The sequence below is a fragment of the Actinoallomurus sp. CA-150999 genome, from assembly GCF_050942425.1.
Lineage (GTDB): Bacteria > Actinomycetota > Actinomycetes > Streptosporangiales > Streptosporangiaceae > Actinoallomurus.
Genome location: NZ_CP192063.1, coordinates 9,873,201 through 9,895,456 on the forward strand (window position 1 = coordinate 9,873,201; position 22,256 = coordinate 9,895,456).

Here is a 22,256-nt window from a genome sequence, read left to right on the forward strand (position 1 = left end):
AAAGAATGTGCGGCATGATGACGGGGGCGAGATGATGACGAAGGTGGCCGAGGCGTGGCAGCGGGTCGGCGAGGCCGCCCCCACCGCCCGGCAGCGGGTCATCGAAGCCGTGCCCACTGCCCTGTTCTGGTATCTCCGGGTTTCGGGCGTTTTGTCTGTTTTGGCGTGGCTGTCGTCCGGCCTGATCCAGTGGATGTCCGGCATCTGGGTGCTGCGCTCCATCAACTACTTCGGCTGGTACTCCAGCCTCCCGTACGGACTGCTGCTCATCCTGCTGTCCGTGGGCGTGCGCCGGCGTAAGAAGGCGGCCTGGCGGATCAGCGTCGTGTTCTTCCTGCTGTTCTTCGGGGTCTGGGCACTGGCCGGGATCGCCGGCGGCGGAGGCGAGCTCGCCACGGCCGTCGCCTTCGGCGGCGTGGTGGCGCTGCTGATCGCCGCACGCGGGCAGTTCTCCGCGCTGCCGGACCGTGCCAACCGCCGCCTCGCCCTCGTGGTGTTCACCGGGCTGCTGATCGTCGACGGCGTGATCGGCACCATCCTCGTCTTCCTCACCGACCGCGACCCACGTGGCGCGGAGTGGACCCACGTGGTCTACACCGGGCTGCAGACGCTCCTCGGTGCGGGCGTCAGCGGCCGGGAGCTCTACGTCGACGTGCCCGGCTGGGTCGACGGCATCCTCGGCGTGGGCGGCAGCGGCCTGCTCGTGATCACCGTGTGGGCGCTGTTCCGGCCGGGACGGCGGAGCGCCGTGCTCACGCCCGACGAGGAGCTGCCCGCGCGCGCCCTCCTGGCCGAGTGGGGCGAGCAGGACTCCCTGGGCTACTTCGCGCTCCGCCGCGACAAGGACATCATCTTCTCCCCCAACGGCCGGGCCGCCATCTCCTACCGCGTCGAAGGCTCCGTGTCCCTGGCCAGCGGCGACCCGCTCGGCGACCCCGAGGCCTGGGACGTCGCCATCAAGGAATGGCTCCGCGAGTGCCGGGCGCACGCCTGGATCCCCGGCGTGATCGGCGCCAGCGAGCGCGCCGCCGCCGCGTACGGCCGGTGCGGCCTGGACGCCCTCGAACTCGGCGACGAGGCCATCCTCGACCTGCGGGAGTTCAACCTCGAGGGCCGCGACATGCGGCAGGTGCGGCAGGCCGTCCGACGCGTCGAGCGCGCCGGCTACACCGTCCGGATCCGCCGCCACGGCGCGATCAGCCCTGAGGAGATGGCCGAGCTGATCGCCGACGGCGACCGCTGGCGCGACGGGCACACCGAGCGGGGCTTCTCCATGGCGCTCGGCCGCTTGGGCGACCCGACCGACCAGCGCTGCGTGATGGTCGAGGCGTTCGACGCGGCGGGACGCCGGCGCGGGCTGCTGAGCTTCGTGCCCTGGGGACGTCCCGGCCTGTCCCTGGACCTCATGCGACGCGACCGCGACGCCGAGAACGGCCTGAACGAGTTCATGGTCGCCAAGCTGGCCGAGAACGCCGCCGTCGTCGGCGTCACCCGGGTCTCCCTGAACTTCGCCATGCTGCGGTCGGTGTTCGAGCGCGGCTCGGCGATCGGTGCCGGCCCCGTGGCCCGGATCGCCTACCGGCTGCTGTCGTTCGCCTCGAAGTTCTGGCAGCTGGAGTCGCTCTTCCTGGCGAACGCCAAGTACAACCCGGTGTGGACGCCGCGCTTCGTGTGCTTCGAGCAGAACCGCGAGCTGGTGCGGATCGGCCTGGCCATGGCCCGCGCGGAGGGCTTCCTGCCGACGGTGTTCGGCTCCTACCTCGACACGCCGACGCCGTCCCCCACGCTCGTGGACCGGATCAAGGCGATCGAGGAGTCCGCCGACGCCGCCCGCATGCCGACCCGGCGCCTGTCGGAGCAGGAGCGGGTGCGCCACGCCAAGCTCGACCGCCTGCGCGCGGCCGGCATCGACCCCTATCCGCTGGGCTTCGAGCGTACGGCGACCGCCGCCGAGGTCCGGGAGCGCTTCGGCGGCCTCGCCCCCGACACGCACACCGGCGAGGAGGTGGCGATCGCCGGCCGGGTCATGCTGGCCCGCGAACACGGGAAGCTCATCTTCGCCGAGCTGCGCGACGAGACCGGCGACCTGCAGGTGATGCTCTCGGCCGACGCCGTCGACACGGAGGCGCTGCGGCACTGGAAGCAGCTGGTCGACCTGGGCGACCAGGTCGGGGTGCGCGGCGAGGTCGTCACCTCCCGCACCGGCGAGCTGTCCGTGCTGGCCTCCGCCTGGACCCTCACCGCCAAGTGCCTGCGCCCCCTCCCGACGGGCTTCAGCGCACCCGGCAAGGCCCTGTCCGACGAGACGCGGGTCCGGCAGCGCTACGTCGACCTGATCGTCAACAGCGATAGCCGGCGGATGCTGCGCATGCGCGGGGAGGTCATCACGGCCCTGCGCGACGGCCTGCGCCACCGCGGGTTCCTCGAGGTGGAGACGCCGATGCTGCAGCCGGTGCACGGCGGCGCGGCGGCCCGGCCGTTCACCACCAAGATGAACGCCTACAACATGGACCTCTACCTGCGGATCGCACCCGAGCTCTACCTCAAGCGCCTGCTCGTGGGCGGCGCCGGCAAGGTGTTCGAGCTCAACCGCAACTTCCGCAACGAGGGCGTCTCCCCCCGGCACAACCCCGAGTTCACGATGCTGGAGGCGTACGAACCGTACGGCGACTACGACACCATGGCCGCGCTCACCCGCGACCTCGTCACCGAGGCGGCCCGCGCCTCGCTCGGCACGACCGTCGTCGTCCGCGACGGCGTCGAGTACGACTTCGCGGAGCCGTGGCGCGAGGTCACCGTCTACGGCTCGGTGTCCGAGGCGCTCGGTGAGCAGGTGACGGCGGGCACGTCGCTGCGCACGGTGCAGAAGCACGCCGACCGGGTCGGCCTGGCGTACGACCCGTCGTGGGAGCAGGGCAAGCTCGTCCAGGAGCTCTTCGAGGCGCTGGTGGAGCACACCCTGCAGGCGCCGACCTTCGTCCGCGACTACCCGGCCGCCACCTCCCCGCTCACGCGCCCGCACCGGAGCGATCCACGGCTCGCCGAGAAGTGGGACCTGATCGTCTTCGGCCTCGAACTCGGGACCGCGTACTCCGAACTCATCGACCCGATCGTCCAGCGCCGCAACCTCACCGAGCAGTCGCTGCTGGCCGCCGGCGGCGACCCGGAGGCGATGGACCTCGACGAGGACTTCCTGCGCGCCCTCGAGTACGGCATGCCCCCGGCGGGAGGCATGGGCATGGGCGTCGACCGCCTGCTCATCACGCTGACCGGCCGCAACATCCGCGAGACGATCCCCTTCCCACTTCTCCGACCGGGTTCGTGAGCCGGGCGGTCCACCGCCCACCTGTGCGCGTAACCGGCGATCAGCACCTCGCGAACGCCAGTACAGTCATGACGTGAGCGACAAGGACGACAACGTCACACGGCTCCCTACGAGCGAAGTGGAGGGTTACGACGACCTCCTCGAGTTCGACGCGGACGAGTTCCTGCGCGAGTGGCAGGAGGCCGACCGCGCGGCGGTGGGCCTGCTGCGGGAGGCGCTGCCCGAGGTGGTGAGCACCACCGCTCCGGGTGAGGAACTGCGCCCCGCCGTCGAGCGCATCCGCGCCCGGCTACACGACTGGCCGTACCGCCACCTCGCGGCGGCCGCCGACTGGCGCGCCGGCCCGCCCCAGGACGACGCGGTCCTGTGGCTGCAGGCCACCGGAGCGCTGATCGCCATGAACGGCGAGTCCGGGCTGGGCACCCACGAGGAGAGCGCGCTGATGACCCTGCAGCACGCCGACTGGGCGGGCGCCGTCATCGGCCTCGCCAGGGCCGGCGTCGGCTCCCGCGCCTGGGCGGCGGACCTGTTCGACTACGCGGACGCCTGCGCGGAGATCGAAGGCTCCTACGACCCGGACGACCGCGAACCGGTCGAGCAGGGCTTCGAGCTGATCGTGCCGGTGTGGGAGGCGGTCGGGGCGCTCGACGAGCACCGGCGCCTCACGCCGCTCGGACACTGGGGTCTGCCCCGCGCTCTGGCCTGGGCCTGGGAGGGTTCCCTCGACGAGGGCGCGTCCTAGCCTCGGTACGAGCCTGGGAGGGGGAGGCGAGGGCCGCGCCGCCGGACCGGCGCGGCCCCCTGTCTTTCAGCCGTAGCCGAAGACCCTGCTCAAGGATCCGATTTTCCGGCCGTGGCCCACTAGATCCTGCGGTCCTCATTTGAATCGGGACTCCAGACCCACTTACGCGCCGCCGTTTTCTCGCGGCAGCGCGTCACGGCGAGGGATCCGTCACCCGCCGACCTGGCCGGATCCGGACGGCCGGCGACGGCATCGCCCGTGGCGGGTCGCTTCGGCCTGCCGGGTCAATGATCGGGGAAGTGATCTATCCCACACCAGGGACCGGGGCCTCTGTTTCGAATAGGACTCCGGACCCAGTGACGAACGGCGATTCGCTCGCTCGGACACCTTCATCGAGAGTGATCCGAAACTCCGCCGACCCCGCGAAGACCTACCGGAGGCCTTCGGGCGGTCACGTGCCGGTCGCCAGATCCTCGATGAGAAGCGGAAGGAGACGCTCCTCGCGGACCGCGCGTCCCTCCCTGGCCATCTCCGCGACGAGCCGCTCGTCCCACGGGGCGGCCACCCGTACGCCGCTCAACGGGTCACTCCCCGCCCGCACGGCCTCCAGATAGTCCTCGGCGCCCATCCGCCACGGCACCGCGCCGTACCGGTGAACAGCCCCGGCCGTCATACGCAGCGCCGCCCAGTCGAAGTCGCCGTGCCACCGGATGCGAGCGCCCACATCCGCCGCGGCGGTCAGGACACGGCGGCAGGCGACCGACGCCCGGCCCTCCGTACAGACGAGCGGGGCGCACTCCGCGCCGAGCCGCGCGGCCGCCGCCCGGACCACCGCCGTGCTCTGGCAGACGAACACCTCACGCCCCCGGGGCGTCAGCGGACCGCTCATCAGCTGCTGCAACGTGACCCGGACCGGTAGGCCGGCCGACGCCGCGTCCCCCAGCCACCGGGCGACCATGTGGTCCTCGGCCACCCGCAGGTTCAGCACCAGAACCTGGCTCGTCAGGTCGTCCACGACGATGCCCGCGTCATTCCAGATCCTCCGCTCGGTCGCACGATCCGACGGCGGCGCCGCCCCCTGCCACAACCGGAGGGCCCGCAGCACCAGGTCGGCCAGTGGCGTGGCGTACAGGGCCGTGGCGTCCCCCGTCGCCCACTCCGCGAGCACGGGCAGCGGCACGTCGTTCGCCGGCAGCCGGTCCAGGACGGCCGCGGCCCGGGCGAGCAGATCGCCCCGCCCCTGGCTTACGATCCGGGCGACGGTGCCGTCCCGCGACATCTGGCCGAGCCACGCCGAATACCACCCCTCATCCGCGTGCCGGCCCCGAAGCGCGGCCTGCAACGTCGCCGCCGGCCCCACCGGGCGTTCCGGCGCGTCGATCCGCGCGAGCGCGGCGAGCAGCCCGACGCCGTACGTCCGGCGCAGCATACGGTCGAGTTCGCCCAGCGAGGCGGTGACGCGCCGGGCCCGTCGCCCGCCGTGGTACCGCCCGGTGATCCGGTCGACGATCCGGCACTCGGCCTCAGAGGGGTCGGTGAGCCCGATCGAGCCGACCGGCTCGCCGCCGGTCTTCTCCAGCCGACGGCGCGCCGCGGCCAGCAACCGCCGCCATTCCGCGGCCCGTAGCTCGCCAAGCTCTCCCATGGGAATCAGTCTGCCCCGGCTGCCCGGCCCAGGACCGGCCCTTCCGCGCCACTCGTACGGTCGAGAGGCCGGCGCACCGCCGAACCGGACCCTACGGCGGGGACACGAACCCGCCTGCGGTCTCACCGACAGGCGGGCGCCACCGCATCGACTTTCTCGGGGCGCTCAGCTGCCGGAGGAGCCCGCGCTGCCCCCGATCACGGCGGCCGTCGTCGCGGCCTGGACGCCCGCCTGGATCGACGCGATGACCTTCGCGACGGCGCGGCCGGCCCACTCGTCCTCGGTGATCTCCTTCACGCGTCGGCGCCGGACTCTGCCGTCGACCTCGGGGAAGGCCTTCCGGTCCAGGCGGCAGGCGTGGGCGATGGCGAGCAGGGTGCTCGACCGGTCGTCGGACGGGGCGCCGTTCAGCACGGCCTCGAGCCGGGCGTGCAGCTCCTGCCGCGGCCTCGGGTCGCGCATCGTGTAGTCCGTGTACGGGAAGAGGCCCAGCGCCTTGTGCTCACGCGCCTCCAGCACGCCCATCGCGGCGAGCCGGGCCAGGCGGCGCTTCCGGGTGCCGTCCCGGCGCATCCCGCTCACCCAGCGTTCCGCTTTGCGCGGCTTGCGGTCGGCCGCGATGCGTTCCAGGAGGGCGTCGAGGTCGGGGTCGCCCAAGGGAGACGGGTCGACGACCGCGATCCGGCCGTTCACCAGCTGCACGCGTTCCGCGAGCGCCAGCTCCGCCAGCAGCGCGCCGGCCACGCCGCAGTCCAGCTCGGTCGCCCCGATCAACGACCTGGCGTCCTGCTCCCTGCGCGTCAGCAGAAGCAGCTCATCGACCAGCGTCAGCCGCATGTTCACCTCGCCGTCTCGGGACCCGTCGGTTCCCTACCCACCCGACGGCAGCCGACGACTCCGGAACGTCACCGGACACTGACGTCGGCGGCCGGGCGTCAGCTTCTCGCTCCTCAAAGGACCGAGCTTGCGGCTAGAGCCTCACTGGCGGTGAGGTGGTCTGCCGCGTCTTGGCCGTCAGCTTGGTGGGCTGGTGGCCGGGACGTGTGACGTCCGCCCCGCGTCCCACGCGTTCTGGCCTCTTCGGGCCAGGACGCGGGAAGCGTTCCGGTCCGCGTGCGCAACGACGCCGCAGCCCCGGCAGGTGAACAAGGCTTGAGAGATCCGGTTGAGCCGGTCGATGTGCCCGGAGTTCCTCGCAAGAACACGCTGAAGTTCCCGGCCTGGAGCATGCCTGAAGCATGTCGGCCTCGCCGCCGTCGACGGCCCGCACCCGCGGACCGGACGGATCAGCACCCCTAGCGGTGTTCGCCGAGACCGGAAGGCGGCCGTCCACGGCCGGCCCCGTACGGTGGGCTCGTGACGACGGCACTGGAAGAGCTGGCGGTCCGGCTGCGGGATTTCGCCGCCGCCCGGGACTGGGAGCAGTTCCACACCCCGAAGAATCTCGCGATGGCCCTGGCCGGTGAGGCCGGCGAGCTGCTCGCCGAGTTGCAGTGGCTGACCGCGGAGGAGTCGGCACAGGTGATGCGTGACCCCGAGACGGCCAGGCGGGTCCGTGCGGAACTGGCCGACGTCGCGCTGTACCTGATCCGGCTGGCCGATGTGCTGGGCGTCGATCTGCTCCAGGCCGCCCGCGCCAAACTCGACGAGAACGAGCGGCGCTACGACGCCGAGACCTATCGCGGCTCCGCCCGCAAGGCTCCCCGGCTGCCCTGAGACGGCTGAGAAGCCGACGTTCTGAGACGCCAACGGGGAGGCGGTCCCAGGTCCGCCTCCCCGTCATCGGCCGCGCGTCAGAAGACGCCCTCCCACGCGACGACGAACTGACCTGCGTAGGCGATCTTCTGCCACTGGGTCGCCTTGAGCTGGCGCTTGCCGTGGTCGGGATCCCAGATCAGGTAGGTCGACTGGTTCCAGCTCGTGGTGTCATCGAAGCCGTAGATCACCACGTAGTGGGCCTCGAGCTTCGGCGCCTTCGGGTACCAGCTCTTCTTGGAATAGACGGTGATGACGACCGGTCCGTTTCCGTAGAAGTAGGCACCGCGCACCCCGTCCCAGAGATTCGCGTTCTTGATGCTCCGGTACGCCTTGTACTTGGTGCCCTTCTTGTGCCACGCCTTGTTGATGTAGTTGGTCATCTCGCGGCCCATCGCGATCGGCGAGGTAAACCCGATCTTGTTGGTACCCATCTTCTTCGCGAGATAGCTCTGGGTGCTGGCGGTGACCTTGACGCCCGTTTGGTAGGTCAAGGCCGATGCGGCTGCGGCCGGGCCGCACCAGTTCGCCTTCTTCTGCCTCTGTCCCTTGATGGACATGGACTTCCAGTAGTGCGCCGCCGCCGAGACGTCCGACGGCGGCTCCGCGAGCAGCTTCCAGTGGTGACCACTGGTGGCGGAGGCCTGCTGAGCCGTTGAGGGCGCCGCCTTGGTGGGAGCTTGGGGAGCGGCGACGGCCACCGACGGAGCGGCCGCCACGGCACCTGCGGCGATCAGGACGGAAGCGACACGAGTAGTACGCGCCACGTTTCCTCCTTGGAAAGGGAGTGGAGGGGTCTAGCTCGGAGGGAGCGTTTCACTCTGCGGTCCGGCGCGACAGGGACTGAGGGATCAATTCCGGCCATGACCGCAGGCCCTATCCCCACGCCATTCCAGCCCGAGCCCGTAACGGAAACCGACGATGACGATCGCGCCGAGTTACGTAAGGGCCGCGATTCTTCCGTCCCCGAGGGCGGCACTTCCCGCTCTGAAGAATGTCGGGCCCGGCCGCTAGTTTCGGGGGGTGCGCCGTGAATCACCGTTCGACGTCCTGCCCGATGGGCTGCCGCCCGGCCGCCTGATAACGCCGGAGCGGAGCCGGAAGGCCGACGTCCTCTGGGTCACCGATGAGCCGCTGTCCGACGCCGGGCGGGAGTGGGCCCGGCTTTTCGCTCTCCACGAGCGGACCGGCCTCTACCCTCTGCTCCTCGACACGCTCCGGGGCGAGCCCGGCCGGCCGTGGCACGACGGCGAGCTCGCCCCTCCGCTGCCGGTCAGCGCCATCGACATGCTGGCCGCCGAGGGGGTGCTGCGCCGATTCTGGGATTGGGTCGTCCCCGAGCCCGCCGAAGGCGACGAAGATCCGGAGCCGACCGGTCCCTGGCCCGGCCTGGCACCGCCAGGAGAGCCGGATCGGGACGCGGACACGGCGGCGGCCGGGTTCGCGGCGGCCCTCGGCTCGTCCCGCCACTGGCTGCTCGGCCTGGTGCCCGCCGCGCGCGGAGCGGACACGGTGACGCTGTGCGGCTGGAGCGGGCCGCTGAACCACACCGACCACACGCAGGAGATCTCGGCGATCCTTCGCTCCTGGGAGGAGCGGTTCGGCGCCCGGGTGGTGTCCGTCGGGTTCGACACGCTCCAGGTCTCCGTGGCCGCGCCGCCCGAGACGGAGGAGCACGCCTACCAGGTCGCGGCCGAGCATCTCGCCTTCTGCCCCGACAACATCTGGCAGGGCTGCGGCGACTTCGCGATGTACGCCGACGGTCTCATCGACGAGGAGTCGTGGTCGTTCTGGTGGGACTGAGCCGACCCGGGCGCACGCCGCGTCCGGAGGCGCGGCGGACGCCGGGGATCGGCTGTCGCGGCGTGGTCAGGCGACCGTGCAGGCGGTTCCGTTCAGGGTGAAGGCCGACGGCGTCGCGGTGTTGCCGGTGTGGGAGGCCTGGAAGCCGATGCTCGTCGACGCGCCGGCGGCCAGGGACCCGTTGTAGGAGGTGTTGGTGGCGGTGACCTGGCCTCCGGAGGAGGTGAAGGTCGCGTTCCAGCCGGACGTGAACGTCTGGCCGCTCGGGAGGGCGAAGGCCAGGGACCAGCCGTTGATGGCGGACGTGCCGGTGTTGGTGATGGTGATGCTCTCGGTCAGGCCGGTGTTCCAGGCGTTGACCGTGGCGCTGACCCGGCAGGCGCCCGTCCCGCCCCCGGGAGGCGGAGTCGAGTCGCCGATGAGGCCCATGAACCGCAGGGCGAGCTCGCCCATGCCCGAGCCGTAGATGTTGTGGCTGCCGCCCTGAATGCTGATCGCCTCGACCGGCGCGGTGGTGCCCGTGCCTCCGTAGCGAGTGCGGGTCCACGTCGACTGCGGGTGATCGGTGTAGCTCGGCGTCTGGCTCACGCCGAGCACGTTGGTCCACTGCTTGATCTCTTCGCCGAAGTTCGCGTAGTAGAGCGTGGTGTCGTTCGTGCCGTGCCAGAGCTGCATGCGCGGGCGGGCCCCGGTGTAGCCCGGGTACGCACCGCGGGCCAGGTCGCCCCACTGCTGTGGGGTTTTGGTGATGGTGCCGTTCGCGCAGGCGCTGTTCCACAGCGACCCGTCCGTGGTGGCGAAGCAGGCGAACGGCACGCCGGCGAACGCCGCCCCGGCCTTGAACACGTCCGGGTAGTCGCCGAGCAGGACGTTGGTCATCATCGCGCCAGAGGAGATGCCCGTGACGTACACCCGGCTCGCGTCGGCGTTCCGGTGCTGTTCCTCCCACTGGACCATCGACACGATGCCGGCCGGGTCGCTGGTGCCGCCCCGCTTCAGGGCGCCCGGCGTCGACACGTCGAAGCAGTGGCCGTCCCGCGTCGCCTCTGGGTAGACGACGATGAAGCCGTATCGGTCCGCCAGCGAGGCGTACTCCGTACCCGAGTACATCGCCGAGGCCGATCCGGTGCAGTAGTGCACGGCCACGAGGACAGCCGGGCGCGCCGTCACACTGGACGGCACGTACTCGTACATGCGCAGGCCGGTCGGGTTGGTGCCGAAGCCGGTCACCTCGGTCAGCGACGCGGCCGACGCGCGGCGCGCCGACGCGAATCCGCCGGCCGCTGCCAGCACCACGGCGAGCAGTGTCGCCAGAATCCTCGTCCTCAGCTTCATGACCGCGTCGGTCCTCCTCACGGTGCGGCGGGCTGGGTGGGACGGCCCTGTGCGGTACGGATTCGCCGGGTACCCGGACCCGCCGAACGCTAGGAACCGTCCGCCGGGCCGGTCAACGCCGCCCGTGGAGAGGCACCCGCCACCTGGTATCCCGCGCGAAAGTTTCACGTCCGGCGGACCACGCCGCCCCGCCCTCTCCGGGTCGGTCCGTGCCCCGGACCAGGCCGGACGGCCCGCACCCGGGGGACCCGCCGGTTCACCCGCCGTAGAGGTCCGTTGACAGCCCCCGGGCCGGATCTCAGCATGAGGCCACTTTGATCACCGGTGATTGGACCCCCGATGAGGCTTCGCCTGCGTCCCGTCCTGTCCGCGACGGTGGCCGCGCTCGCCGCGGCCGTCTCCCTTACCGGGCCCGGTGCTCCGGGCGCCGGCGCGGACACCACGCCCGTGAAGGTCTCCGTGAACGCCCGTGGCGGTCTGGCGACGATGCCCGACACCGCTCTCGGCGTCAACGACGCGGTCTGGGACGCCGAACTCGGCACCCCCGCGGTGTCCGACCTGCTGAAGGCGGCCGGAGTGCGGATGATCCGGTATCCAGGCGGCTCGTACGGTGACATCTTCCACTGGAAGACCAACACCGCGCCGGGCGGCTACGTCGCGCCGAACACCGACTTCGACACCTTCATGGGCTCCGTACGACGGGTCGGCGCGCAGCCGATGATCATCGCCAACTACGGCACGGGCACGCCCGACGAGGCCGCGGACTGGGTGCGGTACGCCAACGTGACGAAGGGCTACGGCGCCAAGTACTGGACGATCGGCAACGAGAACTACGGCAACGGCCACTACGGGTCGAGCTGGGAGGCCGACGACCACGCCGACAAGAGCCCGACGGCGTACGCCAACGGCGTCGTCGCGTACGCCGACGCGATGAAGGCGGTCGACCCCACGATCAAGGTCGGCGCGGTGCTCACCATGCCGGGGAACTGGCCCGACGCGATCACCGCCAGTGGCGACTCCGCGTCGTGGAACAAGACCGTGCTGTCGATCGCCGGACCGAAGATCGATTTCGTGGACGTGCACTGGTACCCGGGCGGCGGCACGGCCGCCGAGGCGCTGACCAAGCCGGAGCAGATCGAGGACGGCGTCTACCTGGCCCGCCGCCAGATCTCCCAGTACGCCGGCGCGAACGCCGACCGGATCGGCATCAGCCTCACCGAGACCAACGTGGGCGTGGGCGAGGACACGCAGCCGGCCGCTCTCTTCCTCGCCGACGCCTACAGCGGGCTGCTGGAGAACGGCGTCTTCACGGTGAACTGGTGGAACGTGCACAACGGCATCGGCACGGTCTCCACGGTGGCCGGCCAGACCGACTACGGCGACATGGGCATGCTCTCCAGCGCCGGCTGCACGTCCGACGGCAAGACCTGCGAGCCGGCGCTCAACACGCCGTTCGCGCCGTACCACGGCCTGTCGATGATGAACGCCTTCGCCCGCCCCGGCGACCGGTTCGTCCGGGCGGGCACGGACCAGGCGCTGGTCACCGCGCACGCCGTACGCCGCCCCGACGGGGACCTCGCGGTGCTGCTGGTGAACAAGGACCCGGACAACGCCCACCCGGTCACCATCGACTACACCGGCTTCACCCCGGCCGACGGCGCGCCCACGGCCTACTCGTACGTCAACGGCGGCACTTCCGTAACCTCCACGCACGACGGTGACGCGACGAGCCGGACGCTGCCCCCGTACTCACTGACCACGATCGTGCTGCACCCGGCGAGCACGCCCACCGGAGCACCTGCGGCCCCCGGCCGGCCCACCGCCTCGAGAGTCACCGACCAGGCCGCCACGCTGTCCTGGCCGGCCGCCGCACCGGGCGGCCACCCGATCGCCAAGTACGAGGTCTACCGGCAGGCCGGCGCGGCCAGCGAGGAGCTCGGCGAGACGACCGACACCTCGCTCACCCTGCACAACCTCACCCCCGGCACCCGGTACACGGTGAACGTGCTGGCCCGCGACACCGCCGGCAACGTCTCGCAGGCCTCGCCGCCGCTCACCTTCGCCACGGGCAGCCCGGCCACGAGCGCCTGCACCGTCCGCTTCGCCGACAACGGCGACTGGGGCAACGGCTACGTCGCCAACATCGACATCACCAACAACGGTCCCGACGCCATCGACGGCTGGACCCTCACCTTCACGTGGCCGACCGGCTGGCAGCAGATGAGCAGCGGCTGGAACGCCACCTGGACCCAGACCGGCCGGGACGTCAAGGCCACCAGCCCCGACACGGGCGGGAAACTCGCCGCCGGAGCGAGCACGAGCATCGGCTTCGTCGCCGCCTACAGCGGCCCGAACGTCCTCCCATCGGTCTTCACCCTGAACGGGACGGTGTGCACCAGCGCCTGAGGGATGACGAGTGATCCCTGGCGGTCGCCGCGGTTCTCTCCGCGGCGATCACCAGGGATCGGTCGACGGCGCTTAGTCCCCCAGCACTAATCGACCCCTGGGAATTGAGGTCCACGGGCTCTGGGATCATCTGGCGACAAGCCGCCACAATCCCCAGCTATGGCCCATTCCCCCCGAATCGCAGCGCTCGTCGGCGCGGTCGCCCTGACGACGCCGCTGCTCGCCGCCGCCCCTGCCCACGCCGCGCCGGCCGCCCCGGTGACCTCGGTCGCCGCCCCGGCTCCCCAGGTCGAGATCACGGCGACCAAGTCCCTCTCCATCAAGGCCCAGGAGCAGCAGACGAACTACTGGTGCGCACCCGCGGCCGGGCGCGCTCTGCTCTCCCGCCTCATCACCAAGGGGCTGCCCAGCCAAAAGACGCTCGCGAAGTGGATGGGCACCAAATCCCCGTCCGGGACGAGCGCCGCCGGCCTCCGTAACGGTCTACGTAAAGCCCTTCTTACTTACGGGTCCGGAAGCTACGACGTGGTCCCCCTGAGCCCCGGGTCGCAGAGCGCGTTCTACAACAGCATCAAGTCTGCGGTCGGTACCAAGAAGGTCGCCGTCATTTTCCGGGTCTATGTCGGCTACAAGCCGTGGGGCGGCCACTTCAACGACAAGGAAGGCCACTTCATGGTCGTCCGCGGCTACACGACGGGCTCCAACCCGAAGATCCTCTGGTGGGACCCGGCCGACAACACCTACCACACCGCACCACTGGCCAGCTCCTGGACCAGCGTCAAGAAGGCCGGCCACTGGGAGATAGTCGCCGCCAAGCGCTGACCAGTGATCCCTGGTGATCGCTGCGGGCTCTCACCGCAGCGATCGCCCGTGATCAGCCGGCGGCACGCACGATGAGGACCTCCAACGTGCGGGGGCCGTGGACGCCCTCGACCCGGTTGAGCTCGATGTCGCTCGTCGCCGAGGGGCCGCTGATCCAGGTCTGGGGGCGGGCCGGGTCAAGGCGTTCGAGGGCCTCCGGCACCGTGCGGACGATCTGGTCCTCCCGTACGACGCACAGGTGGTAATCGGGGATCAGGGTGAGCGCGCGGCGGCCCTGGTCGTCGGCGCCGTCGAGGATGATCGTGCCGGTCTCGGCGATGGCGACCGCGCAGCCGGTCACCACGCCGTCGAGGCGGTCGAGCTCCGCGGCGGCCATGGCCGGGTCGTCGCGTACGGCCTCCGCGTCGCCGAGCCATGCGGCGGGGACGCCCGGCGGTGCGGCCACCCGGCGGGCCTCGCGTCGGCGCAGGGCGTCCGCGACCGCCGCCTCCACGTCGGTGACCTCGTGGACGATCGCCTTGTAGTCGACGAGGCGGTCGACCAGGAGCTCGACGACGTCCGGGCCGGAGCGGCTCCGGTCGTACGCGCGGGGCACCTCGACGTCCTCCGGCCGTTCCGTACGCGGGACGTCGGCGAGCGCCGACCGTACGCGAGCCAGGATGCGATCCCGAGCGCTCATCCGTCCCCCTCACCGATCGGCCCGGCCAGGACGCGGCCCCGGGATGCCCGTCCCGCCAGGACGCGGTCCTGGGAGTTCGTCGATGCCCGTCCGGCCGGGGCGCGGTCCGGGGAGCTCATCGCTCCCCCTCGGCCTTCGGTCGGCGGGTCCACCAGTCGCGGAAGGACTCGCGGGGCGGTACGGGGACTTCGCGGGTGTCGGACCAGGCCGAGAGCGGGCCCGGCAGGCGGCGCGGGGTCCAGCGGCGCAGGCGGCCGGCGGAGCGCTGCGCCACCGCGAGCCACTTCGGGTGGTCCAGGACGCGGCGGGCGGCGCCCATCGCCAGACGCTCGACGCGATGTCCCTTCGTGACCGCCTTGGCGCGCAGGTCGAGGAGGACCTCCGGGATGTTGATCGCGACCGGGCAGACCTCGTAGCACGCGCCGCAGAGCGTCGAGGCGTACGGCAGCGACTCCTCGAGCGGGCCGGTGAGGCCGCGCAGCTGCGGGGTGAGGATCGCGCCGATCGGCCCCGGGTACACCGAGCCGTACGCGTGGCCGCCCGCGCGCTCGTAGACGGGGCAGACGTTCAGGCAGGCGGAGCAGCGGATGCAGCGCAGCGCCTGGCGGCCGACCTGGTCGGCCAGCACGGACGTGCGGCCGTTGTCGAGGAGGACGAGGTGGAACTCCTGGCCCTCGGTCGCGCCGGTCCACATCGAGGTGTACGGGTTCATCCGCTCCCCGGTCGAGGAGCGCGGGAGCAGCTGCATGAACACCTCGAGATCCCGCCAGGTCGGCACGATCTTCTCGATACCGACCACGGAGATCAGGGTTTCGGGCAGGGTCAGGCACATCCGGCCGTTGCCCTCGGACTCCAGGACGACGAGGGTGCCGGTCTCGGCGACGGCGAAGTTGGCGCCGGAGATGCCGACCTTGGCGGACAGGAAGCGTTCGCGCAGGTGGAGGCGGGCGGCCTCGGCGAGGGCGCGCGGGTCGTCCTGGAGGTTCTCCGGCGCGGGACGGCCCCAGGAGGCCATGCGGCCGGTGAAGATCTCCCGGATCTCCGCGCGGTTGCGGTGGATCGCCGGGACGAGGATGTGCGAGGGCAGGTCGTCGCCGAGCTGGACGATGAGCTCGGCGAGGTCGGTCTCGTACGCGCGGATGCCGGCGGCTTCCAGCGCGGTGTTCAGGTCGATCTCCTGGGTGGCCATCGACTTGACCTTGACGACCTCGGTCTCGCCGGTCGCCCCCACCAGGTCGACGACGATCCGGTTCGCCTCGGCGGCGTCCTCGGCCCAGTGCACGTGACCGCCCACTGCCGTGACGGCGGACTCCAGCCGCTCCAGGTACACGTCGAGGTGCCGGAGCGTACGGTCCTTGATCGCGGCGCCCGCCGCGCGCAGCTCCGCCCAGTCGGGCTGCTCGTCAACGACGGCCGCACGCTTCGCCCGGATCGTGTGCGTGGCCTTGCGCAGGTTGTACCGCAGCTGCGCGTCGCCCACCGCCCGCGACGCCGCCTCCGGAAACGCGGGCATCCCGACAAAGGTCCCCATCTAATTGCGCTCCCTCCGGTCGCGCGGTGAGCGGCCGCCCCACGCGCCGTCTTCCCTCGTCGCTCCGCTCCTCAGTCCAGAGGACGAGCGCCCGCTCATGCGGAGTCCCCCGTGGAGGCGAGGATCTCGGCGAGGTGGACGACGCGGACGCCGGTGCGCTGGCGGGTGAGCGAGCCGCCGATGTGCATCAGGCAGGAGTTGTCGGCGGCGCACAGCACCTCGGCGCCGGTGTCGAGGACGCCCCGCACCTTGTCGGCGCACATCGCGGCGGACACGGCCGGGTTCTTGAGCGAGAACGTGCCGCCGAAGCCGCAGCACTCGTCCGCGCCGCCCAGGGGTACGAGGGTCAGCCCGCGCACCTTCGAGAGCAGGTCCAAGGGCCGGGAGCCGACGTGCAGCGACCGGAGCGAGTGGCAGGTCGGGTGGTACGTCACGGTGTGCGGGAAGTACGCCCCGACGTCGGTCACCTCGAGGACGTCGACCAGGAACTCCGACAGTTCGTACACCCCGGCCGGCGGTTTCACGCCGAGCGTGGGGTACCACTCGCGGATCATCGCCGCGCACGACCCGGACGGGACCACGACGGCGTCGTAGCCGTCGAACGCGGCGGTGAAGCGGCGGGCCAGCGGCCGGGCGTCGTCGCGGTAGCCCGTGTTGAAGTGCATCTGCCCGCAGCAGGTCTGCTCGAGCGGGAAGTCGACGGTGCAGCCGAGACGCTCCAGCAGCCGGACGGTCGCCTGTCCGGTGCCGGGGAAGAGCGTGTCGTTCACGCAGGTGACGAAGAGCCCGACCCGCATGATCTCAATTTATCCCGTACACGCGGCGGGCGGTCCCGCCGAAGACGGCGTCCCGGTCGCCGTCCGGCACCGTCTCCCGGGCCAGGTCGAGGACCTGCTCGTACGACGCGGCGAGCGTGCAGACCGGCCAGTCGGAGCCGTACATCACGCGGTCGGCGCCGAAGGAGTCCAGCACGTGCCGGGCGTACGGCAGGATGTCGGCCGGTTTCCAGCCGGGGGCGGCCTCGGTGACCAGGCCGGACAGCTTCACCGTGACGTTCGGCAGTGCGGCCAGCGACGTGATCCAGGGGGCCCACGGCTCCCACACCCCGCCGGCGATGTCGGGCTTGCCGCCGTGGTCGAGGACGAAGGAGACCCCCGGGAGGCGGCGGGCGAGCCCCAGCGCCGCGTCGGCCTGCGGCGGCCGGACCAGCAGGTCGTACACCAGACCCGCGTCCGCGACGGCCTGGACGCCGCGCAGGACGTCCGGGCGCAGCAGCCACTCCGGGTCGGGTTCGTCCTGGGCGCCGTGGCGGATGCCGACGAGCAGTCGGCCGGACGGGCTCTCCCTCACCTCGGCGATCTGGTCGGCCACGTCGGGCGCGGTGAGGTCCACCCAGCCGACGACACCGACGACCGGCCCCGGCTCGTCGCCGTGCTCCAGTTCGACCGGGTTATCCGCGGTGAACAGCAGGTCGTACGTCTCGGCGACGTCCTGCAGCGCCTGGACGACGATCGAGTCGCGCACGCCGTACGGCGCGGTCAGCCCGGTGTAGCGGGCCGCGTCGAACCGGCCCAGGATGGGGTCCGCCCAGGGGCCGTCCATCCAGGGGTAGTCGCGCAGTTCGGTGTCCCACAGGTGGTGATGCGCGTCCAGCAGCACCGGCTCGCTCACAGGGCCTCCCACAGCGCCTCGGGGATGTCCGTCTCGAACAACGTCGTATTGTCGTCGACCTCGGCGACGCTACGGCAGCCGACGAGGACGCTCGCGACGGCGGGATGCCGGAGCGCGAACCGCAGCGCCGCCGCCCGCAGCGGCACCCCGTGCTCGGCGCACACCCGCTCCAGGCCGGCGACGCGGTCGAGCAGCTCCGGCGGGGCGGGCTCGTAGTTGTACGTCGTGCCGCCGGCCAGCAGCCCGGAGTTGTACGCGCCGCCGATGACGACGGAGGTGCCGCGCCGCAGGCAGGCGGGCAGCAGGTCCTCCTCCGCCGACCGGTCGAGCAGGGTGTACCGCCCGGCGCACAGCACGACGTCCAGGTCGAGCCGCTCGACGAACCGCGTGAGCATCGCCGTCTGGTTCATGCCGGCGCCGATGGCGCGGACGACGCCCTCCTCGCGCAGGGCGGCCAGCGCCGGGTACGCCGTCGCGTAGACCTCCTCCTCGTGGTCGTCCGGGTCGTGCAGGTAGAGGATGTCGACGTGGTCGACGCCGAGGCGCTTGAGCGACTCCTCCAGGGACCGGCGGATGCCGTCGGCGCTCCAGTCCCAGACCCGCTTGTACGGCGGCGGGTCGGCGAACCCCTTGTCCTCGGGCGGCTCTCCCGGCTCCAGGGGGACGAGGAGCCGACCGACCTTGGTCGACAGGACGTACTCGCCGGTCAGGGCGGTGCCGAGGAGGTGTTCGCTCCGCCCGGTGCCGTAGTGCGGCGCGGTGTCGAAGTAGCCGATGCCCCGCTCCTGCGCGCGGCGTACGGCCGCCGTGGCGTCGACTTCCGGCACGGGGGCGTACAGCCCGCCGATCGCGGCGCCACCGAACGCCAGCGTCGTCACCTCGACCGGCGAGTTTCCGAGTCTGCGGCGTTCCATCGCTACGTCGTCACCTCGACCTGCGGGCTTCCAAGCTTGCGGCGTTCCATCGCTACTCCTGTGCCTGGCCTGACGTGATCCGGCTGATGATCAGGGCGACGAGGATGATCGCGCCGTTGAGCGCGCCGATCCACTGCGCCGGGACCCCGGCCAGCGTGAGCACGTTCTGGATCATGTAGAGCAGCAGGATGCCGGTGAAGGCGCCGAAGATCGTGCCCTTGCCGCCGTTGAGCGAGACGCCGCCGATGACCGCCGCCGCGAACACCGTGAAGATCGCGCCGTTGCCCTGACTGGCCGCCACCGAGGCGAGCCGGCCGGTGAGCAGCAGACCGCCGAGCGCGGCCAGCAGGCTGGCCACGACGAGGGTCCCCCACAGCACCCGGTCGACGCGGATGCCGGCGGCGCGGGCGGCGTCGGCGTTGCCGCCGATGGCGTACAGCGCCCGCCCGAACCGGGTGTAGCCGGTCACCGCGATGGCCACGGCGTACAGCACCAGGCAGATCCAGATCGACGCGGGCAGGCCCAGCCAGACGGCGTTGCCCAGGTAGATCATGGAGTTCGGCAGGTTGAAGAAGGTCTTGCCGCCGCTGATGCCGGTGAGCAGACCGCGCAGCACGATCAGCATGCCCAGCGTGACGATGAAGCCGTTGAGGCGGAACCGCACGATCAGCAGGCCGTTCACCCAGCCGATGGCGAGGCCGACGGCGAGGGTGAGCGGGATCGACCACGCGCCGGACAGCCAGCCGAGGCCGTGCGTGATGCCCGGGGCGAGCACGAGCCAGGCGGCGACCCCGGGCGCGAGCCCGAACGTCGACTCCAGCGACAGGTCCATCCGACCGCAGATCAGCACCAGCGCCTCGGCCAGCACGAGCAGCGAGATCTCCGACTGCTGCTGCAGCACGTTGACCAGGTTGTCCCAGTGCAGGAACACCGGATTGACGAAGTACCCGACGATGCCGATCACGATGATCGCCGGGACCAGCGCGAGGTCGCGCAGGCGCGCCAGCCGTGGCGCGGTGGTCCGGCCCGGGGCCGGCGCGGCCAAGGCCGTCTGTGTCTCAGTCACGGATGCCCTCCATCGCGGCGATCAGTTCGTGGTCGTCCCATCCCTTCGACATCTCGGCGACGACGGCGCCCTTGAACAGGACGAACACCCGGTCGCAGGGGCGAAGGTCGTCCAGGTCGTCGGAGATGATCAGGACGCCGGCACCGCCGGCGGCCGCCGTGGAGGCCGTTCCCAGCAGCGTCTCCTTCGCCCTGACGTCGACCCCGGCGGTGGGCTGCATCAGCACGAGCACCTGGGGATCGTTGGCGAGCGCGCGGGCCATGACGACCTTCTGCTGGTTGCCGCCGGACAGCGCCGACACCGGCTGCTCGGGACCGGCCGCCTTGATGTCCAGGTCGTCGATGGCCTTGACGCCGAGTTCGTCGCGGCGGCGCGGCCCGACGATCCCGAAGCGGCCCAGCCGCTCGGGGACGGTGAGCGTGGCGTTCTCGGCGATGGACAGGCCGGGGACCAGGCCCTCCCTGTGCCGGTCCTGCGGGACGAAGCCGAGGCCGGCCCGCAGCGCGGCCGGCACGCTGCCCGGCCGGGGCGTCGCGCCGCCGATCCGCACCGTGCCGGAGGCGGCGCGGCGCAGGCCGACGATCGACTCGCCGACCGCCATCTTCCCGGAGCCACCGGCCCCGGCCAGTCCGACGATCTCGCCGGGGGCCACGGTCAGCGACACGTCCTCGAAGACGCCGGGGACGCCGAGCCCGGTCACGCTGAGCGCGGGCTCGGCGTCGCGGGCCGGCGCGGGCCGGTCGGCGCCGAGGTCGATCAGGCCCGTGGCCTCGCCGGTCATCGCGGTGATGAGCGCCTGCTTGTCCAGCTCCTCGACCGGGGAGGTCACGATGTGCCGGGCGTCGCGCATCACGGTGACGGTGTCGCAGACCTCGTACACCTCGTCGAGGTGGTGGCTGATGAACAGGAACGTCACCCCGGACTCGCGAAGCGAGCGCATCCGGGCGAACAGCCGCTCGATGGCCTGGCCGTCCAGCTGGGCGGTCGGCTCGTCGAGGATGATGAACCGCGATCCGTGCGACAGCGCCCGCGCGATCTCGACGAGCTGCCGCTGCTCGACGGTGAGGCGTTCGGCCGGCGCCTGGACGTCGACGTCGACCTCCCAGGTGTCCAGCAGCTCCCGGGCGCGGCGGCGCAGCGCACCCCAGGAGATCAGGCCACGCCCCTGCCGGTTCAGGAAGAGGTTCTCGGCGACCGACAGCGTGGGGATGACCGTCAGCTTCTGGTAGACGCAGGCGACGCGCTGCCGCCACGCCTCCCGGTCCGCGAGTGCCGGCGCGGGCGACCCGCCGAACTCCACCGTCCCCGAGTCCGGGGCCAGCAGGCCGGTGAGCACCGACACCAGGGTCGACTTCCCGGCGCCGTTGCGGCCGACGAGGGCGTGCACCTCGCCGTCGTTCACGGTCAGCGACACGTCGTCGAGCGCGACGGTCACGCCGAACCGCTTGGTGATCCTGTGGGCCGCCGCGACCGGCGGGACGCCGGTCGCGGCGCTGGCGGGAACGCTCATTTGACTTGATTGCCCCAGAGCTGCGGGTCCGATGCCTTCAGCGAGCCCGGGTAGGTGCCGTCCTTGGTGACGAGCGGCGCGGGCAGCTGGTCCTCCAGCAGGCCCGGTCGCGGCGCGACGATCGTCGAGTCGTGGTCGGTCTTGCCCGGAGCGAACTTCTTACCGTCGATGGCCGCCTTGACGTAGTACAGCGCGTACTTGGCGTACAGGTCGGCGGGCTGAGACACGGTCGCGTCGATCTGCCCGGCCTCCATCGCCTTCATCTCCTCCGGGATGCCGTCGTTGGAGACGATCGAGATGTGCTTCGGGTTGCCCGGCGGGAAGATCAGGCCCTTCTGCTTCAGGACGTTCAGCGTCGGGGCGAGGAACGCGCCGCCTGCCTGCATGTAGATCCCGTTCAGGTCGGGGTTGGCGGCGAGCGTAGTCTGCAGCTTGTTCGCGCCGACGTCGCCCTTCCACTCGGTGGGCAGGCCGATGACCTTGATGCCGGGGTAGTTCTGGGACATGCACTGGTTGAACGCCTCGGTGCGGTCCCGGCCGTTGATGGAGGCCAGGTCGCCTTCGAGCATCGCGACCTTGCCCTTGCCCTTCAGCGTGTCGCCGAGGAACTTGCAGGCCTTCTCGCCGTACGCGCGGTTGTCGGCGCGGACCACCATGTAGACGTCGCCCTTGTCGGGGCGGGTGTCGACGGTGACGACCGGGATCTTCTTCGACTTGAGCTGGTCCAGCGTCGGCGCGACCGCCGCGGTGTCCTGCGGGGCCAGCACCATGCCCTTCACGCCCTGGCCGATGAGCGTCTGTACGTTGGCGGCCAGCTTGGCGATGTCGTTCTCGGAGTTGGTCGTCTTGAGGTCCAGGCCGTCCTGCTTGCCGTACTGCGGGACGTACTTGATGTAGGAGTTCCAGAAGTCGGTGTCGGATCGGGGGTAGTCGACACCGACGACGCTGCCGCCGCCCGTGCCGCTGCCGCTGCTCTTGTTGCAGCCGGTCAGCACCACTGCGGCCGCTGCGAACGCGGCACCCGCCGCGAGCATCGATCGCTTCATCGCGTC

Annotated in this window: 18 protein-coding genes and 1 pseudogene; 6 read left to right on the forward strand and 13 right to left on the reverse strand. The window is 71.3% G+C overall.

Annotated elements, in window-relative coordinates:
* Positions 1-31 precede the first annotated feature (31 nt).
* Together lysX and ACQP2O_RS45430 are read left to right on the forward strand one after the other, a co-directional pair.
* Positions 32-3,325 carry a bifunctional lysylphosphatidylglycerol synthetase/lysine--tRNA ligase LysX gene (gene lysX, locus ACQP2O_RS45425; protein ID WP_433175636.1) on the forward strand — a complete coding sequence of 1,098 codons (3,294 nt, stop codon included), beginning with the start codon at positions 32-34 and terminating at the stop codon, positions 3,323-3,325.
* 73 nt (positions 3,326-3,398) lie between these two features.
* Complete coding sequence (locus ACQP2O_RS45430; RefSeq protein WP_433175638.1) at positions 3,399-4,067, forward strand: hypothetical protein; 669 nt, start codon at positions 3,399-3,401, stop codon at positions 4,065-4,067.
* A 451-nt stretch (positions 4,068-4,518) separates the two neighbouring features.
* Here the strand turns inward: ACQP2O_RS45430 and ACQP2O_RS45435 are convergent, their stop codons facing one another.
* The 3 genes and pseudogenes from ACQP2O_RS45435 to ACQP2O_RS45445 all read right to left on the reverse strand — a co-directional run.
* The gene (locus ACQP2O_RS45435) at positions 4,519-5,712 is read right to left on the reverse strand and encodes a TIGR02679 family protein (RefSeq protein ID WP_433175640.1); all 1,194 of its coding nucleotides are present in this window, start codon (positions 5,710-5,712) and stop codon (positions 4,519-4,521) included.
* A gap of 165 nt (positions 5,713-5,877) precedes the next feature.
* Complete coding sequence (locus ACQP2O_RS45440) at positions 5,878-6,549, reverse strand: GOLPH3/VPS74 family protein (protein ID WP_433175642.1); 672 nt, start codon at positions 6,547-6,549, stop codon at positions 5,878-5,880.
* A gap of 177 nt (positions 6,550-6,726) precedes the next feature.
* Positions 6,727-6,894, reverse strand: a pseudogene (locus ACQP2O_RS45445) (RNA-guided endonuclease TnpB family protein); the annotation flags it as partial.
* Positions 6,895-7,068: 174 nt separating this feature from the next.
* Here ACQP2O_RS45445 and ACQP2O_RS45450 point away from each other — a divergent pair.
* Positions 7,069-7,428 (forward strand): nucleotide pyrophosphohydrolase, encoded by a 360-nt coding sequence (locus ACQP2O_RS45450; protein ID WP_433175644.1) that lies wholly within the window; start codon positions 7,069-7,071, stop codon positions 7,426-7,428.
* Between the two features lie 77 nt (positions 7,429-7,505).
* On the opposite strand, the gene ACQP2O_RS45455 is transcribed toward ACQP2O_RS45450, so the two are convergent.
* Positions 7,506-8,234 carry a C39 family peptidase gene (locus ACQP2O_RS45455; RefSeq protein WP_433175645.1) on the reverse strand — a complete coding sequence of 243 codons (729 nt, stop codon included), beginning with the start codon at positions 8,232-8,234 and terminating at the stop codon, positions 7,506-7,508.
* 256 nt (positions 8,235-8,490) lie between these two features.
* Between ACQP2O_RS45455 and ACQP2O_RS45460 the strand changes: the two genes are divergently transcribed.
* The gene (locus tag ACQP2O_RS45460; protein WP_433175647.1) at positions 8,491-9,270 is read left to right on the forward strand and encodes a DUF4253 domain-containing protein; all 780 of its coding nucleotides are present in this window, start codon (positions 8,491-8,493) and stop codon (positions 9,268-9,270) included.
* A gap of 66 nt (positions 9,271-9,336) precedes the next feature.
* Here ACQP2O_RS45460 and ACQP2O_RS45465 read toward each other — a convergent pair whose 3' ends face one another.
* Positions 9,337-10,605 (reverse strand): extracellular catalytic domain type 1 short-chain-length polyhydroxyalkanoate depolymerase, encoded by a 1,269-nt coding sequence (locus ACQP2O_RS45465; protein WP_433175650.1) that lies wholly within the window; start codon positions 10,603-10,605, stop codon positions 9,337-9,339.
* A gap of 339 nt (positions 10,606-10,944) precedes the next feature.
* On the opposite strand from ACQP2O_RS45465, the gene ACQP2O_RS45470 reads away from it, so the two are divergent.
* A complete protein-coding gene (locus ACQP2O_RS45470; protein WP_433175652.1) occupies positions 10,945-13,011 on the forward strand; it encodes a cellulose binding domain-containing protein in 2,067 nt (688 codons plus the stop codon).
* A gap of 159 nt (positions 13,012-13,170) precedes the next feature.
* Positions 13,171-13,833, forward strand: a complete 663-nt coding sequence (locus ACQP2O_RS45475; RefSeq protein WP_433175654.1) for a C39 family peptidase — start codon at positions 13,171-13,173, stop codon at positions 13,831-13,833.
* A 52-nt stretch (positions 13,834-13,885) separates the two neighbouring features.
* Here the strand turns inward: ACQP2O_RS45475 and ACQP2O_RS45480 are convergent, their stop codons facing one another.
* From ACQP2O_RS45480 to ACQP2O_RS45515, 8 genes are all read right to left on the reverse strand, one after another.
* Positions 13,886-14,512, reverse strand: a complete 627-nt coding sequence (locus ACQP2O_RS45480; RefSeq protein WP_433175656.1) for a LutC/YkgG family protein — start codon at positions 14,510-14,512, stop codon at positions 13,886-13,888.
* Between the two features lie 115 nt (positions 14,513-14,627).
* On the reverse strand, positions 14,628-16,043 hold the full coding sequence (locus ACQP2O_RS45485; RefSeq protein ID WP_433175658.1) for a lactate utilization protein B: 1,416 nt from the start codon (positions 16,041-16,043) through the stop codon (positions 14,628-14,630).
* Positions 16,044-16,138: 95 nt separating this feature from the next.
* Complete coding sequence (locus tag ACQP2O_RS45490; protein ID WP_433175660.1) at positions 16,139-16,840, reverse strand: (Fe-S)-binding protein; 702 nt, start codon at positions 16,838-16,840, stop codon at positions 16,139-16,141.
* 4 nt (positions 16,841-16,844) lie between these two features.
* Positions 16,845-17,714 carry an amidohydrolase family protein gene (locus ACQP2O_RS45495; RefSeq protein ID WP_433175661.1) on the reverse strand — a complete coding sequence of 290 codons (870 nt, stop codon included), beginning with the start codon at positions 17,712-17,714 and terminating at the stop codon, positions 16,845-16,847.
* Complete coding sequence (locus ACQP2O_RS45500; RefSeq protein ID WP_433175663.1) at positions 17,711-18,628, reverse strand: aldo/keto reductase; 918 nt, start codon at positions 18,626-18,628, stop codon at positions 17,711-17,713. Before ACQP2O_RS45500 ends, ACQP2O_RS45495 begins: the two co-directional genes overlap by 4 nt.
* 52 nt (positions 18,629-18,680) lie before the next feature.
* The gene (locus ACQP2O_RS45505; protein ID WP_433175664.1) at positions 18,681-19,694 is read right to left on the reverse strand and encodes an ABC transporter permease; all 1,014 of its coding nucleotides are present in this window, start codon (positions 19,692-19,694) and stop codon (positions 18,681-18,683) included.
* Entirely contained in the window at positions 19,687-21,204 is a 1,518-nt protein-coding gene (locus ACQP2O_RS45510; RefSeq protein WP_433175667.1) for a sugar ABC transporter ATP-binding protein, read from the reverse strand. Before ACQP2O_RS45510 ends, ACQP2O_RS45505 begins: the two co-directional genes overlap by 8 nt.
* Entirely contained in the window at positions 21,201-22,250 is a 1,050-nt protein-coding gene (locus tag ACQP2O_RS45515; protein ID WP_433175669.1) for a sugar ABC transporter substrate-binding protein, read from the reverse strand. The genes ACQP2O_RS45510 and ACQP2O_RS45515 overlap by 4 nt, the downstream gene beginning before the upstream one ends.
* Between the last annotated feature and the right edge of the window lie 6 nt (positions 22,251-22,256).